Genomic DNA, 24,865 nt, shown 5'->3' on the forward strand with positions numbered 1-24,865 from the left:
GCGCATCGGTCTGCTCAGGGAATGGCCGCCATCATAGCCACAGCTCGGCACGGAGGTGAATGCGGAGGTCAGGGCGCGGCAGACGAAGGCGCGCACGCATTGGTCAGTTGCAGCTCTTGCGCCTTGCTGCACAGGAACTGGTGTTGCGCCTGCTGCGCGTCGGGTCCGGTGTAGCGCAGCAAGGTCCATTGCTCGTTCGCCTGCATGCGCTCGCCCGGCGCCAGCTGCCGGTACGGTGCGTGTACTTCCATTTCCAGCAGTCCGCGCTCGGGATGCTGCGGCGGCGCGTCCAGATACAGCTCCACCTGCCCTTGCTCCGGATGGATCGCGGACAGCGGCTGATGCGCAAAGCGGATCACCAGCACCTGGTCGCCCGCAAAGCCCGCCATCCAGCCTGCCGAAGGCTGCAACAACACCTTGCCGCGCTGGATCAGCCCGTCCTGTCGTGCATTGGCACGCAATGCAAACACACCGCCGTGATGCCGGTAGGTCGGCGCAACCGTGCCGGCCTCGGTCGGCGGCTGAACACGGATATCAGCTGCATTGGCCACCGGTACGAATACACGCGTGCCCGCCGCGACCCGCGTGTTGAACCACAGATCCCAGGCGATGGACTCGCTGCGGATATTGCGGGCGGTGGCCTCCACCTCCACGGTATCGGCACGCGTGGATGAAAGAGCCACGCGCTTGCGTAGCTGCACGCCGGTGACCGGACTGGGCACGCCTTCCAGGATCAGGTGATCGCCACTACGTGTGACTGCACGAGTGGTTGCCAACGACAGATACGGATCCGGTGGCCAGACCGCGGTGGCCGCCTTGCGTGTCGGGTTGACCTGTTGATGCACCCACCACTGACTCTGCGGCCCTACCCAGACATCGTGGCCGAGGTACGGGATATCGCCTGCGATCGCGGACACTTCTGGCACGGGCTGCTGATCAACCGCCTCACCCGTCTTCAACACGTTGGGGTGTCCACGCAAATTAAAGGACAGCACGCGCCCACCGAACGCGGGCGTAGCACTGAGTTCAACAACCCCGTTGTGCAACTGGATGCGCTCAACTGCGGGTTTGGTGCTGGACATAAGCTCATCCGCGCATGCGCCTGTTGCCAGCGGCAACGCTGATGCAACCACAAGCATGATCGGCATAACGTAGCGCAGTGAGGCAGGCATGGACGACTCCAATCGCAGGACGTCACGATTGTGGCGCGATGTACGGCAACGCACCATCAAGCAATCGGCAACTGCGGCTCCAAGGGCGCCATGTGCTGTTATCCAAGGGCTACTCGCCAGCGGTCGTCACTGATCCAGAACTGGAGGCTGGTGTTTCGATCAGCGTGGGTCACCTGGCCGGCGTTCAACGTTGGCAACTGCTGCACCACACCGTCGCACGTTGCCCGATGGTGGCGTGTTTCAACGCACGTCCACACTGCTTGCAGGCTTCACCCTCGCGCCCATACACCGTAAGTTCCTGCTCGAAGTAACCGGGTGCCCCGTCCGGGCTGATGAAATCGCGCAGCGTGGTTCCGCCGCGCTGGATGGCGTAGCCGAGGATGTCTTTCACTGCTGTGGCCAGGCGCCGGTAACGGTCCAATGACACTTTGCCCGCTTCGCGTAATGGGCTGATTCCGGCGCGATGCAGGCTTTCTGCCGCATAGATATTTCCCACGCCGACAACGACCGCCTGATCCATCAGAAAGGTTTTCACTGCCGCGCGCCGGCCACTCGCCAGTGCATGCAGATAATCGCCAGTAAATGCATCCGATAATGGTTCCGGGCCAAGTGCCGCCAGCAGATCGTGCACGTGCGTGTCGTTTTGCCACAACAGGCAACCAAACCGGCGCGGATCGTTGAAGCGCAGGACACGGCCATTTTCCAGGCTGATATCCACATGATCGTGCGCCCGCGGCGGCGTATCGCCGGGTAACACGCGCAGACTTCCCGACATTCCAAGATGCAGCAGCGCGCTGCCGCCGGCATCGGTATCGATCAACAGGTATTTGGCACGGCGACGCACATCGGTGATAGTCGCGCCGGGCAACAAGCGTTCGATCTGCTCAGGAATCGGCCAGCGTAGGTCGGGGCGTCGCAGGATGACGCCATGGATGCGTTGGCCGACCAGATGCGGAGCCAGGCCACGCAAGGTGGTTTCGACTTCGGGCAGCTCGGGCATGCAGGTCTCCAATCGTCCAGGCCGGCGGTACGCCGGCACGGATCAATATGGTGGCCAACGGCAGTAAATCCAGCTCGTCGCCCCAGTCTCGTTACGGTGCTCGATTGCGCCTGAAACGTCCGGGTGCCGTGGTGAGATTCGGACCTTTGCCTCTGGCTTCGGCTTTGGCTTTGGCTTTGGCTTTAGCTTTAGCTTCAGCTTTAGCTTTAGCTTTGGCTTTGGCTTTGGCCAGCTCGCTTAAATTTAGCCCCGGCTCTGGCTCTGGCTCTGGCTTTTCGCGACCGAATTTCGGACAAAAAGAAACCCTCAGTCCTATTGGACTGAGGGTTTCGGGTAAAGCCCCTGGCGATGACCTACTCTCGCATGGCTTGAGCCACACTACCATCGGCGCAGCTGCGTTTCACTTCCGAGTTCGGGATGGGATCGGGTGGTTCCACAGCGCTAATTTCACCAGGGAGACGGTTGGAGCAGCGCTTGATAGCGCTCGTCTCGCATAGGTAACTTGTGACGTAGCTTGCGTTTGGTGATCTACCAACGTTCGTTGGGACCAAGGCAACTTGAGGTTATATGGTCAAGCCGCACGGATCATTAGTATCAGTTAGCTCAATACATTGCTGTACTTACACACCTGACCTATCAACCACATAGTCTATATGGTTCCTTTAGGGGGCTTGTGCCCCGGGAAGTCTCATCTTGAGGCGCGCTTCCCGCTTAGATGCTTTCAGCGGTTATCGCTTCCGAACATAGCTACCCGGCAATGCCACTGGCGTGACAACCGGAACACCAGAGGTTCGTCCACTCCGGTCCTCTCGTACTAGGAGCAGCCCCTCTCAAACTTCCAACGCCCATGGCAGATAGGGACCGAACTGTCTCACGACGTTCTGAACCCAGCTCGCGTACCACTTTAAATGGCGAACAGCCATACCCTTGGGACCGACTACAGCCCCAGGATGTGATGAGCCGACATCGAGGTGCCAAACACCGCCGTCGATATGAACTCTTGGGCGGTATCAGCCTGTTATCCCCGGAGTACCTTTTATCCGTTGAGCGATGGCCCTTCCATACAGAACCACCGGATCACTAAGACCTACTTTCGTACCTGCTTGATCCGTCGATCTTGCAGTCAAGCACGCTTATGCCTTTGCACACAGTGCGCGATGTCCGACCGCGCTGAGCGTACCTTCGTGCTCCTCCGTTACTCTTTAGGAGGAGACCGCCCCAGTCAAACTACCCACCATACACGGTCCCTGATCCGGATAACGGATCTAGGTTAGAACGTCAAGCACGACAGGGTGGTATTTCAAGGATGGCTCCACTGCAGCTAGCGCCACAGTTTCATAGCCTCCCACCTATCCTACACAGACGAACTCAACGTTCAGTGTAAAGCTATAGTAAAGGTTCACGGGGTCTTTCCGTCTTGCCACGGGAACGCTGCATCTTCACAGCGATTTCAATTTCACTGAGTCTCGGGTGGAGACAGCGCCGCTGTCGTTACGCCATTCGTGCAGGTCGGAACTTACCCGACAAGGAATTTCGCTACCTTAGGACCGTTATAGTTACGGCCGCCGTTTACTGGGGCTTCGATCAAGAGCTTCGCCTTGCGGCTGACCCCATCAATTAACCTTCCAGCACCGGGCAGGCGTCACACCCTATACGTCCACTTTCGTGTTTGCAGAGTGCTGTGTTTTTGATAAACAGTCGCAGCGGCCTGGTTTCTGCGACCCTCTTCAGCTATAGCTCGCATGAGCCACCAAAAAGGGTGCACCTTCTCCCGAAGTTACGGTGCCATGTTGCCTAGTTCCTTCACCCGAGTTCTCTCAAGCGCCTGAGAATTCTCATCCTACCCACCTGTGTCGGTTTACGGTACGGTCTTCGTGAGCTGAAGCTTAGGAGCTTTTCCTGGAAGCGTGGTATCAGTGACTTCGCCATAAAGGCTCGTCTCGGTGCTCGGTCTTAAAGGATCCCGGATTTGCCAAAGATCCAAACCTACCGCCTTTCCCCGGGACAACCAACGCCCGGTACACCTAACCTTCTCCGTCCCTCCATCGCACTCACGCGAGGTGCAGGAATATTAACCTGCTTCCCATCGACTACGGCTTTCGCCCTCGCCTTAGGGACCGACTAACCCTGCGTCGATTAACGTTGCGCAAGGAAACCTTGGGCTTTCGGCGTGCGGGCTTTTCACCCGCATTATCGTTACTCATGTCAGCATTCGCACTTCCGATACCTCCAGCAGACTTCTCAATCCACCTTCGCAGGCTTACGGAACGCTCCTCTACCGCGCATAAAACAAGTTTTATGCACCCCAAGCTTCGGTTCACTGCTTAGCCCCGTTAAATCTTCCGCGCAGACCGACTCGACCAGTGAGCTATTACGCTTTCTTTAAAGGGTGGCTGCTTCTAAGCCAACCTCCTGGCTGTCTATGCCTTTCCACATCGTTTTCCACTTAGCAGTGAATTTGGGACCTTAGCTGTGGGTCTGGGTTGTTTCCCTTTTCACGACGGACGTTAGCACCCGCCGTGTGTCTCCCGGATAGTACGTACTGGTATTCGGAGTTTGCAATGGTTTGGTAAGTCGCGATGACCCCCTAGCCATAACAGTGCTCTACCCCCAGTAGTATTCGTCCGAGGCGCTACCTAAATAGCTTTCGAGGAGAACCAGCTATCTCCGGGTTCGATTAGCTTTTCACTCCTAATCACAGCTCATCCCCGTCTTTTGCAACAGACGTGGGTTCGGGCCTCCAGTACCTGTTACGGCACCTTCACCCTGGCCATGACTAGATCACCCGGTTTCGGGTCTACTGCCCGCGACTATGCGCCCTTATCAGACTCGGTTTCCCTTCGCCTCCCCTATACGGTTAAGCTTGCCACGAACAGTAAGTCGCTGACCCATTATACAAAAGGTACGCAGTCACTCTTGCGAGCTCCTACTGCTTGTACGCACACGGTTTCAGGATCTATTTCACTCCCCTCTCCGGGGTTCTTTTCGCCTTTCCCTCACGGTACTGGTTCACTATCGGTCGGTCAGGAGTATTTAGCCTTGGAGGATGGTCCCCCCATATTCAGACAGGGTTTCACGTGCCCCGCCCTACTCGTCTTCACTGGAGTGGCCCTTTTAAATACAGGGCTATCACCTTCTATGGCCAATCTTTCCAGATTGTTTTTCTAAAGCCATTCCAGCTTAAGGGCTGCTCCCCGTTCGCTCGTCACTACTTAGGGAATCTCGGTTGATTTCTTTTCCTCCGGTTACTTAGATATTTCAGTTCACCGGGTTCGCTTCCAGCAGCTATGAATTCACTGCAGGATACTGCCGAAGCAGTGGGTTTCCCCATTCGGATATTGCCGGATCAAAGCTTGTTGCCAGCTCCCCGACACTTTTCGCAGGCTACCACGTCCTTCATCGCCTCTGACCGCCTAGGCATCCACCGTGTGCGCTTATTCGCTTGACCATATAACCCCAAGTTGCCTCGGAGCTACATGCCGTGTTGTGTGGGGTACAAAGCCACCAACGCGAACATACGACTCAATTATTTAGGGACTCGAAGTCCCCGCCTTAGCCTCAACGACACGTTTAGATAGATATCTCAAACGCTCGCTACGTCACAAGTTATAAAAGAACATGTATCAGCCTCAACGCTGATCCATATAAATTCTTAAGTGTGCACTACATTCAGAGTGGTGGGTCTGGGTAGACTCGAACTACCGACCTCACCCTTATCAGGGGTGCGCTCTAACCACCTGAGCTACAGACCCGAAGTCTTTTCACTCAATATGGTGGAGCCTGTCGGGATCGAACCGACGACCCCCTGCTTGCAAAGCAGGTGCTCTCCCAGCTGAGCTAAGGCCCCAAAAGGGACTTCGCATACCGACCTGTGCCGGTATGAATCTCTGAATGCAGGTAATTTGTGAGGACGCCCGCAAGACGATGACGTCATGCTCAAAAGGAGGTGATCCAGCCGCACCTTCCGATACGGCTACCTTGTTACGACTTCACCCCAGTCATCGGCCACACCGTGGCAAGCGCCCTCCCGAAGGTTAAGCTACCTGCTTCTGGTGCAACAAACTCCCATGGTGTGACGGGCGGTGTGTACAAGGCCCGGGAACGTATTCACCGCAGCAATGCTGATCTGCGATTACTAGCGATTCCGACTTCATGGAGTCGAGTTGCAGACTCCAATCCGGACTGAGATAGGGTTTCTGGGATTGGCTTACCCTCGCGGGTTTGCAGCCCTCTGTCCCTACCATTGTAGTACGTGTGTAGCCCTGGTCGTAAGGGCCATGATGACTTGACGTCATCCCCACCTTCCTCCGGTTTGTCACCGGCGGTCTCCTTAGAGTTCCCACCATTACGTGCTGGCAACTAAGGACAAGGGTTGCGCTCGTTGCGGGACTTAACCCAACATCTCACGACACGAGCTGACGACAGCCATGCAGCACCTGTCTCACGGTTCCCGAAGGCACCAATCCATCTCTGGAAAGTTCCGTGGATGTCAAGACCAGGTAAGGTTCTTCGCGTTGCATCGAATTAAACCACATACTCCACCGCTTGTGCGGGCCCCCGTCAATTCCTTTGAGTTTCAGTCTTGCGACCGTACTCCCCAGGCGGCGAACTTAACGCGTTAGCTTCGATACTGCGTGCCAAATTGCACCCAACATCCAGTTCGCATCGTTTAGGGCGTGGACTACCAGGGTATCTAATCCTGTTTGCTCCCCACGCTTTCGTGCCTCAGTGTCAGTGTTGGTCCAGGTAGCCGCCTTCGCCACGGATGTTCCTCCCGATCTCTACGCATTTCACTGCTACACCGGGAATTCCGCTACCCTCTACCACACTCTAGTGACCCAGTATCCACTGCAATTCCCAGGTTGAGCCCAGGGCTTTCACAACAGACTTAAACCACCACCTACGCACGCTTTACGCCCAGTAATTCCGAGTAACGCTTGCACCCTTCGTATTACCGCGGCTGCTGGCACGAAGTTAGCCGGTGCTTATTCTTTGGGTACCGTCAGAACAATCGGGTATTAACCGACTGCTTTTCTTTCCCAACAAAAGGGCTTTACAACCCGAAGGCCTTCTTCACCCACGCGGCATGGCTGGATCAGGCTTGCGCCCATTGTCCAATATTCCCCACTGCTGCCTCCCGTAGGAGTCTGGACCGTGTCTCAGTTCCAGTGTGGCTGATCATCCTCTCAGACCAGCTACGGATCGTCGCCTTGGTGGGCCTTTACCCCGCCAACTAGCTAATCCGACATCGGCTCATTCAATCGCGCGAAGCCCGAAGGTCCTCCGCTTTCACCCGTAGGTCGTATGCGGTATTAGCGTAAGTTTCCCTACGTTATCCCCCACGAAAGAGTAGATTCCGATGTATTCCTCACCCGTCCGCCACTCGCCACCCATAAGAGCAAGCTCTTACTGTGCTGCCGTTCGACTTGCATGTGTTAGGCCTGCCGCCAGCGTTCACTCTGAGCCAGGATCAAACTCTTCACTTAAAATTACATGCCCGAAGGCAAATACTTTAGCTGCAGAAGTTCAACCACTGGCAACTTATCGCTTGCAAAGCAATTAATATGTTGCATTTTGATTAAACGTCTGCAAGATGGACAATCATCCTTCCTGCAGGCGTCCGCACAAATTACCTGCGCACACTGTCAAAGAACATTGGGAAGTGGCCTCAGCGCCGTTCCCGTCAGCTTCGTCGTTTCCGTCGAAGCGAGCCGCCCATTATAGCGGACTTTTTCTTGCCGTCAACACCTCATTTCGAGGTGGTTGACGCTGCTTCGTTTCGACCCGAAGGTTTTCTGCGAAGCGAGCCGGCCATATTAGCAGGCTTTTCATCTTCGTCAACCCCTCGTGAAGAGGAGGTTGCCGCCGCTGCATTTCAATCCGCCGTAGCGTCTTTCCGTGTAGCGAGCCGCCCATCATAGCCGGCTTTTTCGTTTCGTCAACACCTTGTGATGTTTCCGATTCGCCCCGTTCGTTGTTGCGATGCTTCGAGAAGCGCCGCCGTCCTGAGCGAGGCCGCGCAGTTTATCGAGACTGTGCAGAAGTGCAAGCACTTTTTGACACTGGCATGACACGGACGTCATTGCGTCCATGCGCCAGGCCTGATTCCACGCACTTTGCGGTGTATCCGGCCTGCTCTCTCTATCAGGGTCATGGGACCGTGTGTCCGCATTGCAGCGACATCGTGCTTTCCAGGCAGGACAACAAGAGCGTTGATAGAGAGCCAACCACGCAAGGTGCTGCGCTATCGATCACCGGCGTGCTCGGTAAGAATGCATGCACTAGATAGAGAGCTCCCGATGTCTCCTTCCCGCAGCCTGCTTCGCGATCTATCCCTGCCTGCGATTGCCGCGGGCTTTGTCACGGTGCTGGTGGGCTTTGCCAGTTCTGCGGTGATCGTGTTCGAGGCGGCGCGTCACCTTGGCGCGGACCAGGCGCAGATCGCTTCGTGGATGTGGGCGCTCGGCATCGGCATGGGCGTGACCTGCATCGGGCTGTCGCTGCGCTACCGGGTGCCAGTGGTGACGGCCTGGTCCACGCCGGGTGCGGCCATGTTGATCGGCAGCGCGGCCGGGGTGCCGTTGCGCGAGGCGGTCGGTGCGTTTGTGCTGGCGGCGGTGCTTGGCATGCTGGCCGGCTTCTCGGGTTTATTTGAAAAGGCGATCCGGCGCATTCCGATCTCGCTGGCCTCGGGCATGCTGGCTGGGGTGTTGTTGCGCTTCGGGCTGGACCTGTTCGTGGCGATGCAGAGTCAGGTGTGGCTGGCACTGGCGATGCTGGCGGCCTATCTGGCCGGGCGGCGCTGGTTTGCGCGCTATGCGGTGATCGCGACCTTGCTGGTCGGCGTGGCGATTGCGGCCGGCAGCGGGTTGATGCAGTGGAAGAGCGTGCAGCTTGAACTGGCCCGGCCGGTGCTGGTGGTGCCGTCGTTGTCGTGGGCGGCGTTGTTCGGGCTGGCGATTCCGTTGTTCGTGGTCACCATGGCCTCGCAGAACGTGCCGGGCGTGGCGGTGATCCGCGCTTCCGGCTACGCGGTACCGATCTCGCCAACGATCGGCTGGATCGGGGTGGTCAATACGCTGCTGGCACCGTTCGGTGGCTATGCCTTGAACCTGGCGGCCATCACCGCGGCGATCTGCATGGGCCGCGAAGCGCACGAGGATCCGGCGCGGCGTTACACCGCTGCGGTGAGCGCGGGCGTGTTCTATGTGCTGATCGGCGTGTTCGGTGCGACCGTGACGGCGGTGTTTGCCGCCTTTCCGCGCGAGCTGGTGATGGCCATCGCCGGGATCGCCTTGCTGGGCACGATCGGCAACAGCCTGGCGGCGGCCTTGCAGCAGGACAACGAGCGCGAAGCGGCCTTGATCACCTTCCTGGTGACCGCATCGGGACTGACGCTGGGCGGGATCGGCGCCTCGTTCTGGGGCCTGGTGGCCGGGACGATCACCTTGCTGGTGTTGCGACCGCGGGCTTAGGGCAGCGATCAAAACGACGGCGCGCACCGCCAGGCGGGCGCGGCCGATGCGCGGAGTCGGCGTGAACCACTCGACACTGCGCTTCTTCCGCACCGTCCGCACCCAGCTGGCGACTGCTGGCTACGTTTTGCCAGCCACTGCTGGCCGCGGCAGGCGATTCGGTTGCGGGTTGCGCTTATTCGGGGTCGCGTAGCTGCAGCAGCCAGTGGGCGGTGACGCCATTGGGGCTGGGCAGCGGTTCGAGATGGAACTGGCGGTAGACCGGCGCGCCGCCCTGCGAGCGCAGCGGCAGCGTGACATAGGCGGCGCGCCCTTGCCGCAGTGCGTCTTCGAGCAGCTCCACCTTGGACGGGGCGGCATCGCTGGCCAGCAGGGACAGGATGTCGCAACCGATCAGGTCGGCCACTTCGGTCTGGCTGAGTTCTGCGAAGGCCGGATTGACGAACATCAGCCGGTGCGCGTCCGCGGTGCCGCGTTCGATGATGGCCACACCATCGCGCAGCCGCGAGAGCGAGGCTTCGAGCAAGGTGAAATCCTGCTGGAAGCGCTTGCGCTCCATCAGTTCGATCAGCACGCGCAGGCTGCGCGCCGATTCCAGGTGCAGCGGCGACCAGCGTCGCGCGCGACCGCGCACGGTTTCCTGCCACAGGTCGAAGCTCTTGCGTGGCGACAAGCGCGAATTGGGAATGTCCTGCAGCTTGGCCAGCTGCGGATTGCCGGCCCATTTGACCTGCTGCACCTGCTCGCGGCGGGTCCACAGCAAGGCGCTGCGCGACTGCGGCATCAGCGGCACGAAAATGAAACCGGCCGCCAGCGGGGCGAGGTCGGCCAGCTCGGGGAACACCTCGCCGATCGCATCCACATGCAGGGCGCCGACCGCATCTTCGCGCAGGGCATCGTGGTGTTCGGATTCGATGTGGTCGCGGATGCGGCGCAGCGCGGCCGCGTCCGGGGTGCTGCCATGCCGGCTGATCTCGCCGCCATGGAAGATCGCCACGCCGTCGGCGTCGACCACGTCCATCAGGTCGGGCGCCATGTCGGCGAGCATTTCCACGGTCATCTGGTCGGCGTCATTGAAGTCGGTGATCAGCTTCTCGCGCACGGTGAGCAGCACCGATTCCATATGCGCACGCGCCACCGCCTGCAATCCGCCGATGCGCCCGGCCAGCGCGCGGGTCACCGCATCGGTGGCATCGCGCATGGCGTGGCTGGTGAAGTGCGGGCTGTAGTGGTGGCAGGCGATCAGCCCCCACAGCGCGTCGTTGACGACGATCGAGGACACCAGCGTGGCGGTCACGCCCATGTTGGCCAGGTATTCCAGATGCACCGGCGAGACGCTGCGCAGGCTGACATCGCTCAGGTCCACCGGGGTGCCCAGGCGCGGATGCAGGGTGGGTTCGATCGCCGACGCCCGATAGCCGACATCGGCGATCTGGCGGACGCGGTTGCGCAGGTACAGCGCGCGCGCCTGGGCCGGGATGTCGGTGGCCGGGTAATGCAGGCCGAGATAGGCATCCAGCTCGGGCTGGCGCGCTTCGGCGATGATGTCGCCATTCCACTCTTCGTCGAAGCGGTACACCATCACCCGGTCGAAGCCGATCATGCTGCGCAGCCCCTTGGCGGCGCGCACGGCGGCTTCGGCGATGCCGGGATCGCGCTCGATGCTGCGCAGCAGCGGCAGCGCTTCGCGCAGGGTGACGTCCATCAGGCGTGCGTCGCGCGGCTCGATTTCCACCAGCCACTGCTCCGGATACAGATGCCAGGCGGCCACCCAGGGGTGGTCGGTGGGTGCTGCACGCAGGGGAAAGCGCACGTCGGCATGCAGCAGGTGCTGCGCCTGGTCCTCGACCGCGAATGGCTGCTCGCCGGGCAGTTCCAGCGCTTGCGTGTAGACCATGCCCAGCAGCTCGGCCAGCGGTACACCGAGCAGGTCGGCGGCGGTGGTACTGGCCTGCACGATACGGCCGTCGGCCGGCTCGATCACCAGCAGCACGCCGTACGGCTGGATCAGGCCGGGGATATGAATCGGCTCACGCGCACAGACATCCATATCCAGGGGTTCGGTGGGCTGATTCACGGGCGCGGCTCCGCTGCAAGACAGGTATGGAAGTGGGCAAACATGCGCTGCGCACCGTCGATGGCGGACGCGCGCGCGGAAGAGGTGTCCAGGCGTTGATCGAGCATGGCCTGGAACCGGCGCCAGCCGGCCGGGTCGTCGTTGGCCAGTTCGAAATAGCGCAAGGCATCAGCCAGCGCGGGCTGCTGCTTGCGCAAGGTGCGCGCGATCATCCGCCCGCCGAGCTGCGAGCCTTCGATGACGTAGAGCATGCCCCAGCGCGCGGCATCGTTGCCGGCGGCAGGCGCCGCGATGGGCGCCTGTGGCGGCTGCCCGAGCGTGTGCAGGTCCTCGCGCAGGGCCGGGACGCGGCGGCGGTACTGCCAGCCGGCACCGATCAGGGTGCTGAGCCAGTCGCTCAATTGCGCTTCGAAGCCGGCCAGCAGCGCATGGTGCCGACGCAGGATCAGCGTGTAGGCAGCGCGATCGACCCGCCCCTGCCCCAGCGCCTGCATCAGCGGAACCGTCTCGACCAGGCGGTGGGCGTCCTGCGTGGCGTGGCGCAGCGCGAGCGCGGCCGAGGGCGGAACAGCCAGGGTGTCAGGACACATAATGAGTGGAGGCGGTGCCGCAGCACGGAATGCATCAGCCTAGCAGTGACTGCGCAAATCAGATAAAGCGGGCGCGAGCACAAGCTGAATAGGTTGGCATCATCCCTGTGCCGCGGGGGCCGTGTCGGCCCCCCGCCCCGCCCGCCGCCAGGCCATGACCCAGCCTGCGGCAAGCAGAACACCCGCCAGCAACCAGGGGGCGCCGGGCAGATGCAGCGGTGCGCCCGTGCCGATAAACCAGGCGAACACGTTGGCAAACAACAGCGGACCGGCGATGCCGGCCAGACTGACCAGGCTGGTCAGTGCGCCCTGCACGCGGCCCTGCGCATCGGCGCCGACCTCGCGGGTGATCAAGGCCTGCGCGGCCGGTGCGGCGATCGCCCAGAACGCACTGATCGGCACGCCGATCAGGAACGCGGTACCGCTGTCGGCCAGCCCGTAGATGACGAAACCGACCACCCCGCAGCCCAGACCCAGCAGCAGCGCACGGCGTTCGCCCAGCCAGCGCACCAGCCGGCCGACCAGCAGCGCATTGACGATGATGCTGCACACGCCGACGCCAGCCAGCACCCAGCTCACCTCGCGCGGGCCCCAGTGGTATTGATAACCGGCGAACAGCACGAAGATGCTGGGATAGACGTAGTGCGCCAGGTTGGCCAGAAACACCACCGAGGCCAAGCCGAACACCTGCGGATAACGGCGCAGCAGCTTGAGTGCGCCGAGCGGGTTGGCATGCGACCAGTCCAGGCGTGGCGTGCGGCGTTCGGCAGGCAAGGATTCGGGCAGCACGAACCAGCCATACAGCACGTTCAGCAGCGCCAGCCCGGCGGCAAACCAGAACGGCCAGCGCAGGCCGATGCTGCCCAGCCAGCCGCCGATCAACGGCCCGGCGACAAAGCCAATACCGAACGCGGCGCCAAGCATGCCGAACGCGCCGGCGCGTTTGTCGGCCGGGGTGACGTCGGCGATGTAGGCATTGGCGGTGGAAAAGCTGGCCGAGCACACCCCGGAGATCACCCGCGCCAGCAGCAGCATCGGCAGGGAATGGGCGACCGCCATCAGGATGAAGTCCAGGCCCAGCCCCAGGCAGGAAAGCAGGATCACCGGGCGGCGGCCGTAGCGGTCGGACAGGGTGCCCTGCAGCGGCGAGCAGACGAACTGGATGGCGGCGAACAAGAAGCCGAACCAGCCGATCCAGCCGGCGGCGACGGCGTAGTCGCCCCCGGTGAACTGGCGCACCAGATCCGGCAGCACCGGAATGATCACGCCGAACGACAGCACGTCGATCAGCACGGTGATGAAGATGAAGATCAGCGCGGCGCGGCGCCGGCCCGTGGCGGGAGCGGAATCTGCTGGGAGGGACATCGCGCTGCGCAGTGGGGCGAAGCGGCGAGTGTAGCGGTGGACCGGGTGGCGCAGTTGTGGGGATGAGCTGTCGCCTGATAAGCCCAAGGTCCCCCTCACTGAAAGCCCCTCTCCTGCGGGGCGAGAAAGCATGGCTTGCGCGCCCCTGGCGCGCGTGCATTTGAGCGCCTGCGCCTCATGCGCGGGCGGGGGCGCCGAGCGCGGGTTGGGATGAGGGTACGTGCGAAGCCACAGGCATTGTGAGGTGGCGCGAGGCTTCGCCCACACCCTCGTCCGCCCCTTCGGGGCACCTTCTCCCGGCGGGAGAAGGGAGCCGTGCTGCTTCTTTCCTGTTGGAAGGCAGCGCAGGATCTGGGCGATCCTGGTGCCAACTTGCACTTACTCGACGCTGATGGTCTGGGTCAGCGTGTGGCTGGCGCCGGGGGCGAGTTCGATGACGTCCGGGCCGGCGTTGGCCGCTTCCAGGCAGACGTAATGGCGCCAGCCCTCGCCCACGTCGGCCATCTTGGCGGCCGCTTCTTGGCCCGGGTTCCAGGCCACCAACGAGCGGCTGCCCTGGGTGGCGATGACGATGCGGCGGCCGAGCACCGGGTCGGTCAGGGTGTAGCGGCCGCCGGCGTTGGTGTAGATGCGATCGCTGCGGCCGGGGTCGCGTGGGTCGCGCAGGCTCCAGTCGCCCTGCTGGCGGTGGGCGGTGGCGTAGTTCTCGTACTTGTCGAGGTAGTCCAGCCCATCCAGGCCCTGCACGCTGACGGTGAGCGCGTCGCCGACGCGGAAGTAGTTGTGCAGCGCCTGGGTGAAGCGCACCGGGGCCGGGCTGGTGTTTTCGGTGATCAGGCTTTGTTCGAGGGTGCGGCCGATGCGTAGGGTCATGCGCAGGCGCAGCGCCAGGTCGTCGAAGCTGGGCGGGGTCAGCGTGAGCACCAGGGTGCCGTCGTCCTCGCGCCGGCTCTCGGTGAGCTGCCAGGGCACGGTGCGCACGAAGCCGTGCGCGGGGACCTCGCCGGTCTGGTCCTGGCGGCCGAAGTACGGCCAGCACACCGGCGCGCCGCCGCGGATCGGGGTGGGCGGCTGCTTGGCGGTGGGCGACAGCCACATCACGTCCTGCCCGCCCTTGGGCACGAACGACAGCAGCTGGCCGCCGAACAGGCTGATGGCCGCAGTGGAGAACGGGGTGTCGATCAACAGCGAGGGAAAGCCGTGGAAGTCGCCTGTGCGCAGGCCGGTGAGGTCGGACATGGGGGGTGCCTTCTGGACGATGGGGGATTGGACGAATGCGGGATAGGCGGCCGGCAGCTTGAACGCCGTGGCGCGGATGGCCGCCGCGCCGGCGACCGGTGGGGCGGCGCGCAGGGCGGTGAGGATGCGTTGTCCGGGGCGGCCGTCGGCCGGCTGCAGGCCCAGGCGGGTCTGCTCGACCTGGATGGCGCGCCGGCTGGCGGTGCCGATCATGCCGTCGGCCTCGCCGATCAGATGGCCGCGCGCCAGCAGCAATTGCTGCAGTTCGCGCCGTTCGGGCCGGCCCAGGCCGGGGTCGTCGGTGGGCCAGGCGGCGACCAGGCCGGCGCCACCGCGCAGCCGGTCGGCGAGCAGGGCGATCGACAGCGCGTAGCTTTCGGCGGCGTTGTAGGCGTAGATCGCGTCGTAGTTGCGGAACACCAGAAATGCCGGGCCTGTCGCGCCTGCCGGCAGCAACAGGGCGGCCGGGGTTTCGGCGGGCAGACCGGCCGGCGCCAGCGCCTTGCCGTCGGTGCCGAGCAGGCCGGCGTCTTGCCAGGCCTGCAGCGGTTGACGCCGGGTGCGGCCGGCCTTGCTGGCGTCAAAGCCGGCAGGCAGGCGGACTTCCATGCCCCAGGGGCGGGCGCGCTCCCAGCCGGCCTTGACCAGATAGTTGGCGGTGGAGGCCAGCGCGTCGGGAATGCTGGCGACCAGGTCGCGGCGGCCGTCGCCGTCGCCATCCACCGCGATGCGGGCATAGGTGGAAGGCATGAACTGGGTCTGCCCGAAGGCGCCGGCCCAGGAGCCGGTCAAGCCATTCGGCGACAGATCGCCTTGCTGCAGCAGGCCGAGCAAGGCGAGAAATTCGCCACGGAAGAATGGCTGGCGACGGCCCGCGCACGACAGCGTCGCCAGCGAGACCAGCAGCGGGCGCTTGCCGATGACACGGCCGTAGTCGCTCTCCACGCCCCAGACCGCCACGATGGTGGCCGGATCAACCCCGGTCTGTTCGGACAGGCGGGTAAGCAAATCGCGGTGGGTGGCCAGCATGGCCTGACCGTCGGCGACACGCTGGCTGTCGACCAGGCTGGCGAGGTAGTCCCAGATCGGGGTGGTGAACTCGGGCTGGGCATCGAGCAGCGGCAACACGCTGGGATCGGGCGCCAGGCCGGCGGTGAAGCGCTGGAAGTCGGCGGCCGCCACGCCCTTGGCGGCGGCCTGGGTCTGCAGGCCGGCCAGGCAGCGGTCGAAGGCCGGATCGGCGCAGGCGATCAGCGGCGCCAGCGCCAACAGCGCAGGCAGGACGCGCCGGGTCGGCATCACGGCGCGATGGCCGGCGTGTGGACGGAGGTCATGCGGTGGAACGCTCCTGCGGCAGGTCGAGCCGCCGAGGATAGCCAACCTGGCTGGTTGCAGGCGTGCAGGCCGTGATGTTGCGACGGCATCGTGCGCTGCGCTGGTCGGCAGCGATACGCAGGGGTGACTGTGCGGTGCGTACGCTTTTCAGCGCGATGGGCACGACGCAGAGATCGTGTGGCGCGAGTCGGAGAATGATGTTGCGTGCCGATGGAGTGGCATCGGTCCGGCCCGCCTGGCGAGGACGCCGCGGCAACCCAGCCGCGTCGATCGCCGCGCCTAGCTACCGTCGCCGGTGATGCCGGTCAGCAGCGACAACGCCGGGCTGGAGGGGCTGGTGTCGGGCATACGTCGGGCGCGCGCGCTGCGCGGGGCGTCGTGGCGGGGGCCGAACCAGATCAGTGCCGTGGCCAGGCACGCCGGCAGCACGATCGCAAATACCACGATGGCCACAAGCACCCACTGCCAGAGATTGAAGGTTGCCATCATCGTGTCCGCCCCGCGGCGAGCTCCGCCGAGGCGGCAAGCTTCCGGGATCGGCTGCGAACGTGGCGTCGAGAAACCGCGCCGGCCCGTGCCGTCCGTCGGGCTGAACAGCTTCATGGTGAGCGTGACCGCTGACCTCGCTCACGCCTGAGCCCGGCTCAGCGCGCGTCGAGGTAATACCAGCGGCCGTCTTCGCGCACGAAGCGGCTGTGTTCGGTCATGCGCACCGCGCTGCCGCCGCCGATGCGGTAGCGGGCCAGGAACGCCACTTCGGCAGTGTCGGTACCGGTCTCGATGGCGCGTTGCACGGTCAGGCCGAGCCAGGTGGTGCGGCCGCCCTCGTCCAGCGACAGCTCGGATGGGCGCGTGGAGGGATGCCAGCTGGCGAGCAGGTACCCCACATCGCGGCGGACGTAGGCGCTGTAGCGCGCACGCATGAGGGTTTCGGCATCGGGCGCGGCGGCGCCGGCGTGGTAGTGCCCGCAGCACTGTGCGTAGGTGGCGGCGCGGCCGCAGGGACAGGGATCGGTGGGTATGGAAGTCGGCATCTGGTGATTGTGCGGGAATTGGGAAGCGGCGAAGTGGGAGGCGGGGTTTCTGCGCGTTTATGCTGTCGCCCCGTCGTGCGGAGCACCGCCTTGCTGGAACTGATTCCCACCGAGTTGCCGTGGCTGCTGTGCATCGCTTTTGTCGCCGGGCTGGTGGATGCGGCGGTCGGCGGCGGTGGCCTGATCCAGTTGCCGGGATTGTTTGCGACCCTGCCGCAGCAGGCGCCGTCGCTGATCCTGGGCACCAACAAGTTCAGCGCGATGTTCGGCACCGGTGCCTCGGCATGGCGCTATGCGCGCACCGTGCGCTTTCCGTGGCGGCCGGTGCTGTACGCCACGGTGGCGGCGTTTACGTTTTCGTTTCTGGGCGCGACCGCGGTCAGCCTGATGCCCAAGCAGGCGGTGCGGCCGCTGATCCTGGTGCTGCTGATCGCGATGCTGGTCTACACGCTGATCAAGAAGGACTTCGGTGCGCTGCATCGGCCACGCCAGATCGGCCGGCGCGAATTGATCACTGCCTTGGCGATGGGCGCGGCGATCGGTTTCTACGACGGGTTCTTCGGGCCCGGTACCGGCAGCTTCCTGATCTTCCTGTTCATCCGCTTTTTCGGGCTGGACTTTCTGCGCGCCTCGGCCGCAGCCAAGGTAGTGAACCTGGCCACCAACCTGGCGGCGCTGTCGTTCTTCCTGCCCAGCGGCCAGGTGATGCTGGCGATCGGCATCCCGATGGCGGTGGCCAACGTGGCCGGTGCGGTCGCCGGCACGCGGATGGCGCTACGCGGCGGCACGCCGCTGATCCGCACGTTGTTCCTGGTGCTGGTCATCGTGCTGATCGGCAAGATGGGCTGGGATCTGCTGCACGGCGCTTAGAACTCCATACTCAGCGTCGCCGACACGGTGCGCGGTGCGCCGGGAGAGTGGTGGTCTGCTGTCCCCGACCTGCGACGCCTGCGACCGCAGCGCGGTGACGCAGGCATCCAGGCGGCGCGCTCAGCGTTTTCCGCGCGGCTTGCCTGCAGATCCGCGCGTGGATGCGGGACGCGCCTTGGCCGCGGTTTTGGTTGGCACGGGCTTGGCCGCGCTACGCGCCGCAGTTGCCTTGGTTGCGCCACCCAGCGAAGTGGTGGCGCGCCTGGTCGCTACCATCGACTTGGCAGCAGGCTTTTTCGGCGCTGCCGCTGTTGTCGCGGCTTTGTTCGGCCTGGCAGTCGGTTTGACGGACGCGGTCGCGCGCCTGGATGCCGTCCCGGTGTTCGCTGGCGTCCTGGCCGGTTTGGTCGGCGTTGCCGGCTTGCGCGCTGTGCCCGCTGCAGGCGATGCACCCCTGGCTGATGCAGGTTTGGCTGGTGCGGCCTTGCCCGCTGCGGTCTTCGCCGCTGCCGACTTGCCTGATCCCGCACGTGCGCTGGAAGCGGCTGTCTTCGCGGGCTTCGGCGCGGCTTGAACGGCCGGCGTCGATGCCGGCGCGACCTTGCTGGCGCGCCTGCCCGCCTTGGCCGCCACGTCGTCCTGTGCAGGGACGTCGTGAAGTGCCGCGCCCTCAGCGGCAGAGACGGCAGCGGTGCTGTCCATCCGCGTTTCACCCTGCGTCGAACGCGGTGCATCCTCGCGCCGCGCAGCACTCACCGCCTGTTCCGTCACCGCTGCAGCTACCTCGTCCCCACGCGAGCGCTCGGGCAACTGGAGTCGCTGCGCCTGCTCGTCGTATTCGATCAGCAGCACGCCGGAGTTATGCCGGCCGCTGATTTCCACAAAACAGGCACCGCCGATGAACGGCTCCAGCGTCATCACCGATTTCAGCGGCGTGGCCACCACCATCTGGAAACCGAAGTTCTCGAAGATGTTCATCGCCAGCGCGGTGAATTCGTTGTCGGCCTTGTCGAAGGCTTCGTCCAGCACCACCGCGCAGTAGCGCGGCAGTTCGCCGTCTTCGCCACCGAGCTGGTAGCGCAGTGCGGCGGCCAGGCAGGTGGTTGCCAGCTTCTGGCGCTGACCGCCGGATTTGCCGGCGCCGCTGCGGTAGATCTCCACCTGCGCGCGGGTCTGCGCATCCAGCTCCACGCCGATGAATTCCACATGCTGGCGCACGTCCAGCACCTGCTCACGCCAGCGGCGTGCGTCCGGTTCCTGCGCGCCCAGGCGTGCCACCAACGCGCGCAGGGTGGAAAACTGCGCTTCGGCCAGTGCGCGGTCTTCGGTCTGTTGATGCGACAACACCGCGCGCAGCTGTTGCTGGAATTCCTGCACCTCGCCCAGTCGACGGTCGCTGACCTCGATGGTCAGCAGCGTGCCGCGATTGAACGGCACCTGCTCCAGACTGGCGTTGACCTCGTCCATGCGCTGCTTGATGCCTTTGTGGGCCTCGGCGGTGTGGCGCTGCAGGGCCAGCAGATTGTTCTTGCTCTGGGTCTGCAGCAGATCGAAGAAGCGGTGCTCGTGGCGCGGCAAGCCATCGCTCTCCAGGCGATCCAGGCGCGCGAGAAAATCGTCGGCACTGGCCAGGCTCACGGTGAAATCGCCGCTGTCTTCCGGCCATTGCTGGCAGTACTTGCGGAAGCAGTCGAGCAGCTGCGCGCTGAGCCGGCTGTCGCGGCCCTGGCTCTCGGCCAGTTGCTCGGCCAGGCCACGCTCGACCACGCGGAAATGCGCCTCCAGATTGTCCAGCGACAGCGGTGCCAGCGTCGCCAGGCGTTCGCGCAGGCCCTGCAGCTGGGTGGGTGTGAGCGCGGCGGTGCCGGCACGGCTGGTACAGGCGGCGTGCTGCTGTTCCAGCCGTGCCCGCTCGCGTGCCAGCTGCGCGCGCTCCAGCCGCACGTCCTCGTAAGTGCGCTTGGCCTGGTCGCGCAAGGTACGTGCGGTCTCGATCGCCTGGCCGAGCGCGCGCAGGCCGCTGTTGCCTTCGCGCAGCTGCTGCAGCTGTTCGTCGATGTCGCTCAGGCGCTGCAGCTTGGGGCCGACATCGATCTCGTCCCAGTCGCGCTCCACTAGCGTGTGCGCGGCCAGCTGCCGTTCCTGGTCCTGCTCGCGTTGCTTGCGCAGCGCGGCCACGTCGGCATCGCAACCGGCGATGCGCTGGGCAAGCGTCTGCGCTTCGCGCTCGAACACCTTGAGCTTGTCGCGGTTGTCGTGGCCCAGCAACCAGCGCTTGCGGTCGTTGACCGCATGGCGGTCGTCCTTTTCGTAACGGTCGCCGGGATGCTTGACCTGCCCTTCGCGGGTGATGGCGCGGTCGGCATTGCGCAGCGCGGCGGCGTTATCGACGCATTCGTAGTCGAAGCGACGCATCAACTCGTTGCGCAGCCACTCGGTGAAGGCATGCTCGCGCAGCTGCAGCTTGCCCGGCAACGCACGCGCATCCGGCGTGCGCGCATGCAGCGCATCGTTGCGGCGTACCCGGAAGTACACCAGCCGGGTGCCGAGCTGGGTGCGGTTGACCCATTCGCTGACCTGCGCGTAATGGCGGTCGTCCACCAGCAGCGACTGCGCAAAACCGCTCAGCACGCGCTCGATCGCGCCGCGCCAGGCAGATTGATCCTCGCGCACCTGCACCAGTTCGCCGACGAACGGCAGCGCCGCTTCGGCAATGCCGGTGTCCTCGCACAGGCGCGCGCGCAAGGCCTGCATCGGTGCCGGCATGCTGGACGGGGCGCGCTTCAACGCGTCCAGTTCGGCGCGGATCTCGGCAAAGCGCCGCTCATCGTCGCGGCGCACACCCATGCGCTCGGCGATCGCCTCGTCCAGCGCGCTGGCGTCGTGCTTGCCGTTCTCGAGCACGGCCTGCGCGTACGCGATCTGCTCGGCAAAGCCGCTGGCGCCTGCGGCCAGGGCGGTGCCGAGCTGGCGGCAGGCCTGTTCGATCTGCACGCGACGCCGCAGGCGCTCGTCACGCTCGCGCTCGACCCGGGCGCGCTCGCGTTCGAGTTCCTCGATCTGTTCGCCACCGGCGGCGCGTTGTTCGCGTTCCAGCCCGGCGAGCTTCTGTTCGTGATTGTCCAGCGACTCACGCCGCTGGCCTTCTTCGCCGGCCAACCCGCGGTCCTGGCTGTCGAGTTCGTGCAGGCGCGTCTCCAGCAAGGCCAGACGCTGCTGTTCGCGGTAGCTGTCCACGCCCAGCTGCAGCTCGCGCAACTCGCCGACGCTGTGGCGCAGGGCCATCAGCGCCGCATGGTGCTCGCGTGCCGGGCTGAGCGTTTCCACCTGCCGGCGTGCGGTGACCACTGCATGGTGTGCGCCGTCGAGTTCGGCGAAGTCTTCCACCAGCCGGTCGGCCGCCTCGAACGTGCGCGGCTCATCCAGCATGAAGCCGCGCAGGAACACATTGAGATCGCCAAGGTTCTTGGCCGACTGGGTCTTGTGCAGCAACCGCAACGCCATCTCGTTGCCGATGCCCAGCGCATGCCGAAAGCGCTCTGCGTAGCCGGCAAAGCCGTCGAAATGCGCGACCTCCTCGCCAAGACGCGCCTTGAGCCTGCGCAGATCCAGATCGAAGCCATCCAGCTCGCTGGCCACATCGAAGCTGCGCGGCGCGACCATGTAATGGCGGCGCACGTCGGCCGCGGCATTGCCGCTGCCGGCGATCCAGAACAGGCGAATCAGGCTGACCGTCTCGCCGTGCGCGTTGCGGTATTCCAGCACCAGCGCCGACCAGGTGGCGCCCTTGCGCAGGTATTGGGTGGCGATCTCGCCCGAGGCGCTGTCCTGCTGATCGGCCCAGGCACCGCGCACATACGACACCAGGCTGCGATCGCGCCCGCTGCGCTCGGCCTCGCGTGCGGCGGCGTTGAAGTCGACGATGCTGGGCGGGGTCAGCAATGCCGACATCGCATCCAGCAGGGTCGACTTGCCCGACCCGGAGCGCCCGACGAACAGGAAGCCCTTCTCGGCGATCGGCACCTCGGTCAAGCCGTTGAACGTGCCCCAGTTGTGCACCTGCAACCGCCGCATGCGGAACTGCTGCGCGCGCTGCTCGGCAAGCGAATCAGTGAACAGGGACGCGCCCGGCTGCGCCGGCGACAGGTTGGACTGGGAATTCATGGCTTACTCACCAAAACGGGATGACGGGTAACGCTGAAGACGACTCACATCAAGACTGTTTGTAGCGGGGTGTTGCGTGTTGCTGGGCTGGTGGCGGTGCTGTGGTCTGGGAGTGATTCGGTACGGCCCCTTCGCGGCCGGGGCCGCTCCTACGGGTGCGGTGCTCTGCGTTGACGTGGGGCGGCGGCGGCCGGTAAGGGAGCTGGATGCCTTGCTGCAGCCCGTGGAAAAAGTGATCGCGTTCGACCGGGCGTGAGAGCCGACATCCGTCGCACAACGCACGACTACACAAACTCCGCGCATCCCGGGCGTCATACATCGGGCATCGCGATCTGCCGTCCGCTCATCCGCCCTTCGGGCACCTTCTCCCGATGGGAGAAGGCACTTAGTCGAGCGCAACGTCTCCCTCGCGCAAGCCGCGATACGCCACCACCAGGGCCTGCACGTCTTCGGCCGAGAACAGCAACTTCAGCACCGGCGAGACCTCGTAGCGCTCCTCGCTGCCGCGCAACCGCGACAGCAACTGGTTCTCGCGCATCTTGCCGATCGCCGTCAGCACCCGTCGCGCGAATCCGGCGCGGTCGGTGGACACGTTCTTCTCGTAGACCGACAAGGCCTCCACCAACTGCGCCTCGTCCACCACCGCCCGCTCGCCGCGCGTATCGGCTTCGGCCAGTTGCTGGCGCAGGAACAGCAGCAGCACCGACTCGATAAAGGTCAGCGGCGCGCTGCGCAGCAGGGTCGGCGATTCCAGCTCGGCGGTGTCGGCCTGACGGGTGAAGGCCACCCCGCCCTCGCGGTCCAGCACCAGCTCCAGGAACAGCTCGCACAAGACCTGGCGGATCGCCGCCTCGTTGCGCAGCAGCGCAGGCCACAACGCACCGTGGCGTTGCGCATCGATGCTGGGGCCGGCCAGCAGCTGGCACAGCGCGCGCCGCGCATCGAACGGCAGCGTGCCGGTGTCGCCCAGGAACAGTTCGCCGCGCGGCTGTGCAGGCGATGTCTCCGTCAGCGGCGTGCGGCCGGCATCGACCGACGCGCCGCTGTCCTCGTCCGCGTCCAGGCGGGTGTCCTCAGTCCAGTTCATTGCGTTTCTCCCGGGTGAACCACACCAGCGGAATGCGTGCGCGCCGCAGGGCGCCGTCGCCGCCTTCCCATTGCACCGTTTCCATCTGTCCGTCGATCACCACGCCGTGGCGCGTGCCCAGCGACAGGTAACCGATCACGCTGCCCAGGCCCTGCGCGGCCGGGCGCTGCTGCAGCGCATCGCCGATGGTCAGGCGCGGGCGCTGGCCGAGCAGCTCGTGCAGGTCGCGGCGCAGGCTGCGCACGTCGATTTCCGATTGCGCGACCAGATCGCCCACGCTGTCGAGCGAGATGTCTGCCGCATCGGCGGCCTGCACGCGGCCATCGACCTGGGTCAGGCGCGGGTCGTGCAGGCGCCATTGCGACAGCGAACGCAGGCGCGCAGCGCTCAACGCCTGGGTGTAGCCGGTGGCGGTGGTGGCGTGCAGGCTGTCGCGCAGCTGCAAGGCTTCGCCCTGCGCCTGCTTGAGCAATTGATTGAGCCGGCGCTGCTCCAGATAGCCGCGGCTCTGCACGAAACCGCGCAGGCTGCGGGCGAAGTGCTGCATCACCGTGTGCACCTCGCCGCCACGCTCCAGCAGCGTGCCGGTCAACCCGCGCAGGAAGGCGCGTTCGCGCCGGTCCAGCTTGCGCGCGAAGCCGCGTGCCAGCAGCGCATCCAGCGCCTGATCGAGCTGGCTGCTTTGCTGGGTGTCGTTGAGCAGGCTCCAGAACGCCTCGAAGGTGCGCCCGGCCTCGCTGTCGGCGATCACGTCCACGCCGTTGAACAGCTGCTCCAGCACGTCGCCGCGTGCGCCCTCGTCGTCGATGATGCGCTCGCGGAACTGGCGGTTGAGCTGTTCGAAATCGTCGCGCACGCGATGGAAATCTTCGGCCAGCTCGTCGGAGAGATGGATCAGGTCGCGGGCACGCTCCAGCGCGCGCTTGCCATCCAGCGCGGCCACGCGGCCGGAGGCCACCCGTTCGATCTCGGCATCGATGCGCGCGCGTTCTTCGCGTAGGGCGGCCAGACGCAGCTCCGGGTCGGCTTCGGTCTGGCCCGCCAGCTGCACCAGCTGCTGGATCACCAGCGACAGGCGGCTTTCGGTGGCGCTGCTGCTGCTCTCGCGCAGGCCGACGATGAAGCGGATGGCCTGGGTAGCCGCGCGCGACAACTCGTACTCTTCTTCGGCCGCGCCCTCGGGCAGGCGGCGTTCCAGCCAGCCCTGCGCCAGCCAATGCGCCAGATAGGCCTGCGCGGTGCGCGGCAACTCGCGCGAGAGCTCGTCGGCGCGCAGCGCGTCGAGCTGGCGCTGCAGGCGCTCGTGCAGCACGGCCGAGGGCAGGCGGCGTTCGCCGTCCAGCAACACCGTCTGCAGCAGGCCGATCAGCTCCGGCGCGTGGTCGGCGGCCAGCAGTTTCCATACCGGCTGCTCGCGCAATTGGCGATAGCCGGCGATACGTGCCTGGTGCTTCATG

The 24,865-nt window shown here is 64.5% G+C and carries 12 protein-coding genes, 2 tRNA genes, 3 rRNA genes, 1 other RNA gene and 1 pseudogene; 3 read left to right on the forward strand and 16 right to left on the reverse strand.

Features of this window, described 5'->3' with window-relative positions; all coding sequences use genetic code 11:
- Positions 1 to 68 precede the first annotated feature (68 nt).
- The 7 genes from AC1PLS_RS20730 to AC1PLS_RS20760 form a co-directional block, all read right to left on the reverse strand.
- On the reverse strand, positions 69 to 1,172 hold the full coding sequence (locus AC1PLS_RS20730) for a DUF4380 domain-containing protein (protein WP_184435141.1): 1,104 nt from the start codon (positions 1,170 to 1,172) through the stop codon (positions 69 to 71).
- A gap of 184 nt (positions 1,173 to 1,356) precedes the next feature.
- Positions 1,357 to 2,172 (reverse strand): bifunctional DNA-formamidopyrimidine glycosylase/DNA-(apurinic or apyrimidinic site) lyase, encoded by an 816-nt coding sequence (gene mutM / locus AC1PLS_RS20735; protein WP_104601556.1) that lies wholly within the window; start codon positions 2,170 to 2,172, stop codon positions 1,357 to 1,359.
- Positions 2,173 to 2,512: 340 nt separating this feature from the next.
- A 5S ribosomal RNA gene (gene rrf, locus AC1PLS_RS20740) occupies positions 2,513 to 2,627 on the reverse strand.
- A gap of 112 nt (positions 2,628 to 2,739) precedes the next feature.
- A 23S ribosomal RNA gene (locus tag AC1PLS_RS20745) occupies positions 2,740 to 5,620 on the reverse strand.
- A gap of 227 nt (positions 5,621 to 5,847) precedes the next feature.
- Positions 5,848 to 5,924, reverse strand: a tRNA-Ile gene (locus tag AC1PLS_RS20750).
- Between the two features lie 19 nt (positions 5,925 to 5,943).
- A tRNA-Ala gene (locus tag AC1PLS_RS20755) sits at positions 5,944 to 6,019 on the reverse strand.
- A 92-nt stretch (positions 6,020 to 6,111) separates the two neighbouring features.
- Positions 6,112 to 7,658 (reverse strand): 16S ribosomal RNA (locus AC1PLS_RS20760).
- Together the 16S, 23S and 5S rRNA genes with 2 tRNA genes alongside form the textbook arrangement of a ribosomal RNA operon.
- 813 nt (positions 7,659 to 8,471) lie before the next feature.
- On the opposite strand from AC1PLS_RS20760, the gene AC1PLS_RS20765 reads away from it, so the two are divergent.
- Entirely contained in the window at positions 8,472 to 9,647 is a 1,176-nt protein-coding gene (locus AC1PLS_RS20765) for a benzoate/H(+) symporter BenE family transporter (RefSeq protein ID WP_184432852.1), read from the forward strand.
- 61 nt (positions 9,648 to 9,708) lie between these two features.
- Positions 9,709 to 9,783: non-coding RNA, sX9 sRNA (locus AC1PLS_RS20770), on the forward strand.
- Positions 9,784 to 9,822: 39 nt separating this feature from the next.
- Here the strand turns inward: AC1PLS_RS20770 and bphP are convergent.
- From bphP to AC1PLS_RS20800, 6 genes are all read right to left on the reverse strand, one after another.
- Complete coding sequence (gene bphP, locus AC1PLS_RS20775; protein ID WP_184432849.1) at positions 9,823 to 11,724, reverse strand: bacteriophytochrome BphP; 1,902 nt, start codon at positions 11,722 to 11,724, stop codon at positions 9,823 to 9,825.
- Positions 11,721 to 12,314, reverse strand: a complete 594-nt coding sequence (locus AC1PLS_RS20780; RefSeq protein WP_104577442.1) for a biliverdin-producing heme oxygenase — start codon at positions 12,312 to 12,314, stop codon at positions 11,721 to 11,723. Before AC1PLS_RS20780 ends, bphP begins: the two co-directional genes overlap by 4 nt.
- A gap of 99 nt (positions 12,315 to 12,413) precedes the next feature.
- A complete protein-coding gene (locus AC1PLS_RS20785) occupies positions 12,414 to 13,679 on the reverse strand; it encodes a TCR/Tet family MFS transporter (protein WP_184615006.1) in 1,266 nt (421 codons plus the stop codon).
- A gap of 378 nt (positions 13,680 to 14,057) precedes the next feature.
- Entirely contained in the window at positions 14,058 to 16,217 is a 2,160-nt protein-coding gene (locus AC1PLS_RS20790; RefSeq protein ID WP_481104019.1) for a lytic murein transglycosylase, read from the reverse strand.
- Positions 16,218 to 16,532: 315 nt separating this feature from the next.
- Positions 16,533 to 16,739, reverse strand: a complete 207-nt coding sequence (locus AC1PLS_RS20795) for a hypothetical protein (RefSeq protein ID WP_024939646.1) — start codon at positions 16,737 to 16,739, stop codon at positions 16,533 to 16,535.
- A 158-nt stretch (positions 16,740 to 16,897) separates the two neighbouring features.
- Complete coding sequence (locus tag AC1PLS_RS20800) at positions 16,898 to 17,287, reverse strand: YchJ family protein (protein ID WP_160954954.1); 390 nt, start codon at positions 17,285 to 17,287, stop codon at positions 16,898 to 16,900.
- A 90-nt stretch (positions 17,288 to 17,377) separates the two neighbouring features.
- On the opposite strand from AC1PLS_RS20800, the gene AC1PLS_RS20805 reads away from it, so the two are divergent.
- Positions 17,378 to 18,157 (forward strand): sulfite exporter TauE/SafE family protein, encoded by a 780-nt coding sequence (locus AC1PLS_RS20805; RefSeq protein WP_180968875.1) that lies wholly within the window; start codon positions 17,378 to 17,380, stop codon positions 18,155 to 18,157.
- A gap of 771 nt (positions 18,158 to 18,928) precedes the next feature.
- On the opposite strand, the pseudogene AC1PLS_RS20810 reads toward AC1PLS_RS20805, so the two are convergent.
- The 3 genes and pseudogenes from AC1PLS_RS20810 to AC1PLS_RS20820 all read right to left on the reverse strand — a co-directional run.
- Positions 18,929 to 22,321 (reverse strand): annotated as a pseudogene (locus tag AC1PLS_RS20810) (ATP-binding protein); the annotation flags it as partial.
- Between the two features lie 385 nt (positions 22,322 to 22,706).
- Positions 22,707 to 23,408: a DUF4194 domain-containing protein gene (locus tag AC1PLS_RS20815; RefSeq protein ID WP_016902175.1), complete on the reverse strand. Its 702-nt coding sequence runs from the start codon at positions 23,406 to 23,408 to the stop codon at positions 22,707 to 22,709.
- A complete protein-coding gene (locus AC1PLS_RS20820) occupies positions 23,395 to 24,864 on the reverse strand; it encodes a DUF3375 domain-containing protein (protein ID WP_016902174.1) in 1,470 nt (489 codons plus the stop codon). Before AC1PLS_RS20820 ends, AC1PLS_RS20815 begins: the two co-directional genes overlap by 14 nt.
- Between the last annotated feature and the right edge of the window lies 1 nt (position 24,865).

Source organism: Xanthomonas sp. NCPPB 3218, from assembly GCF_056725185.1.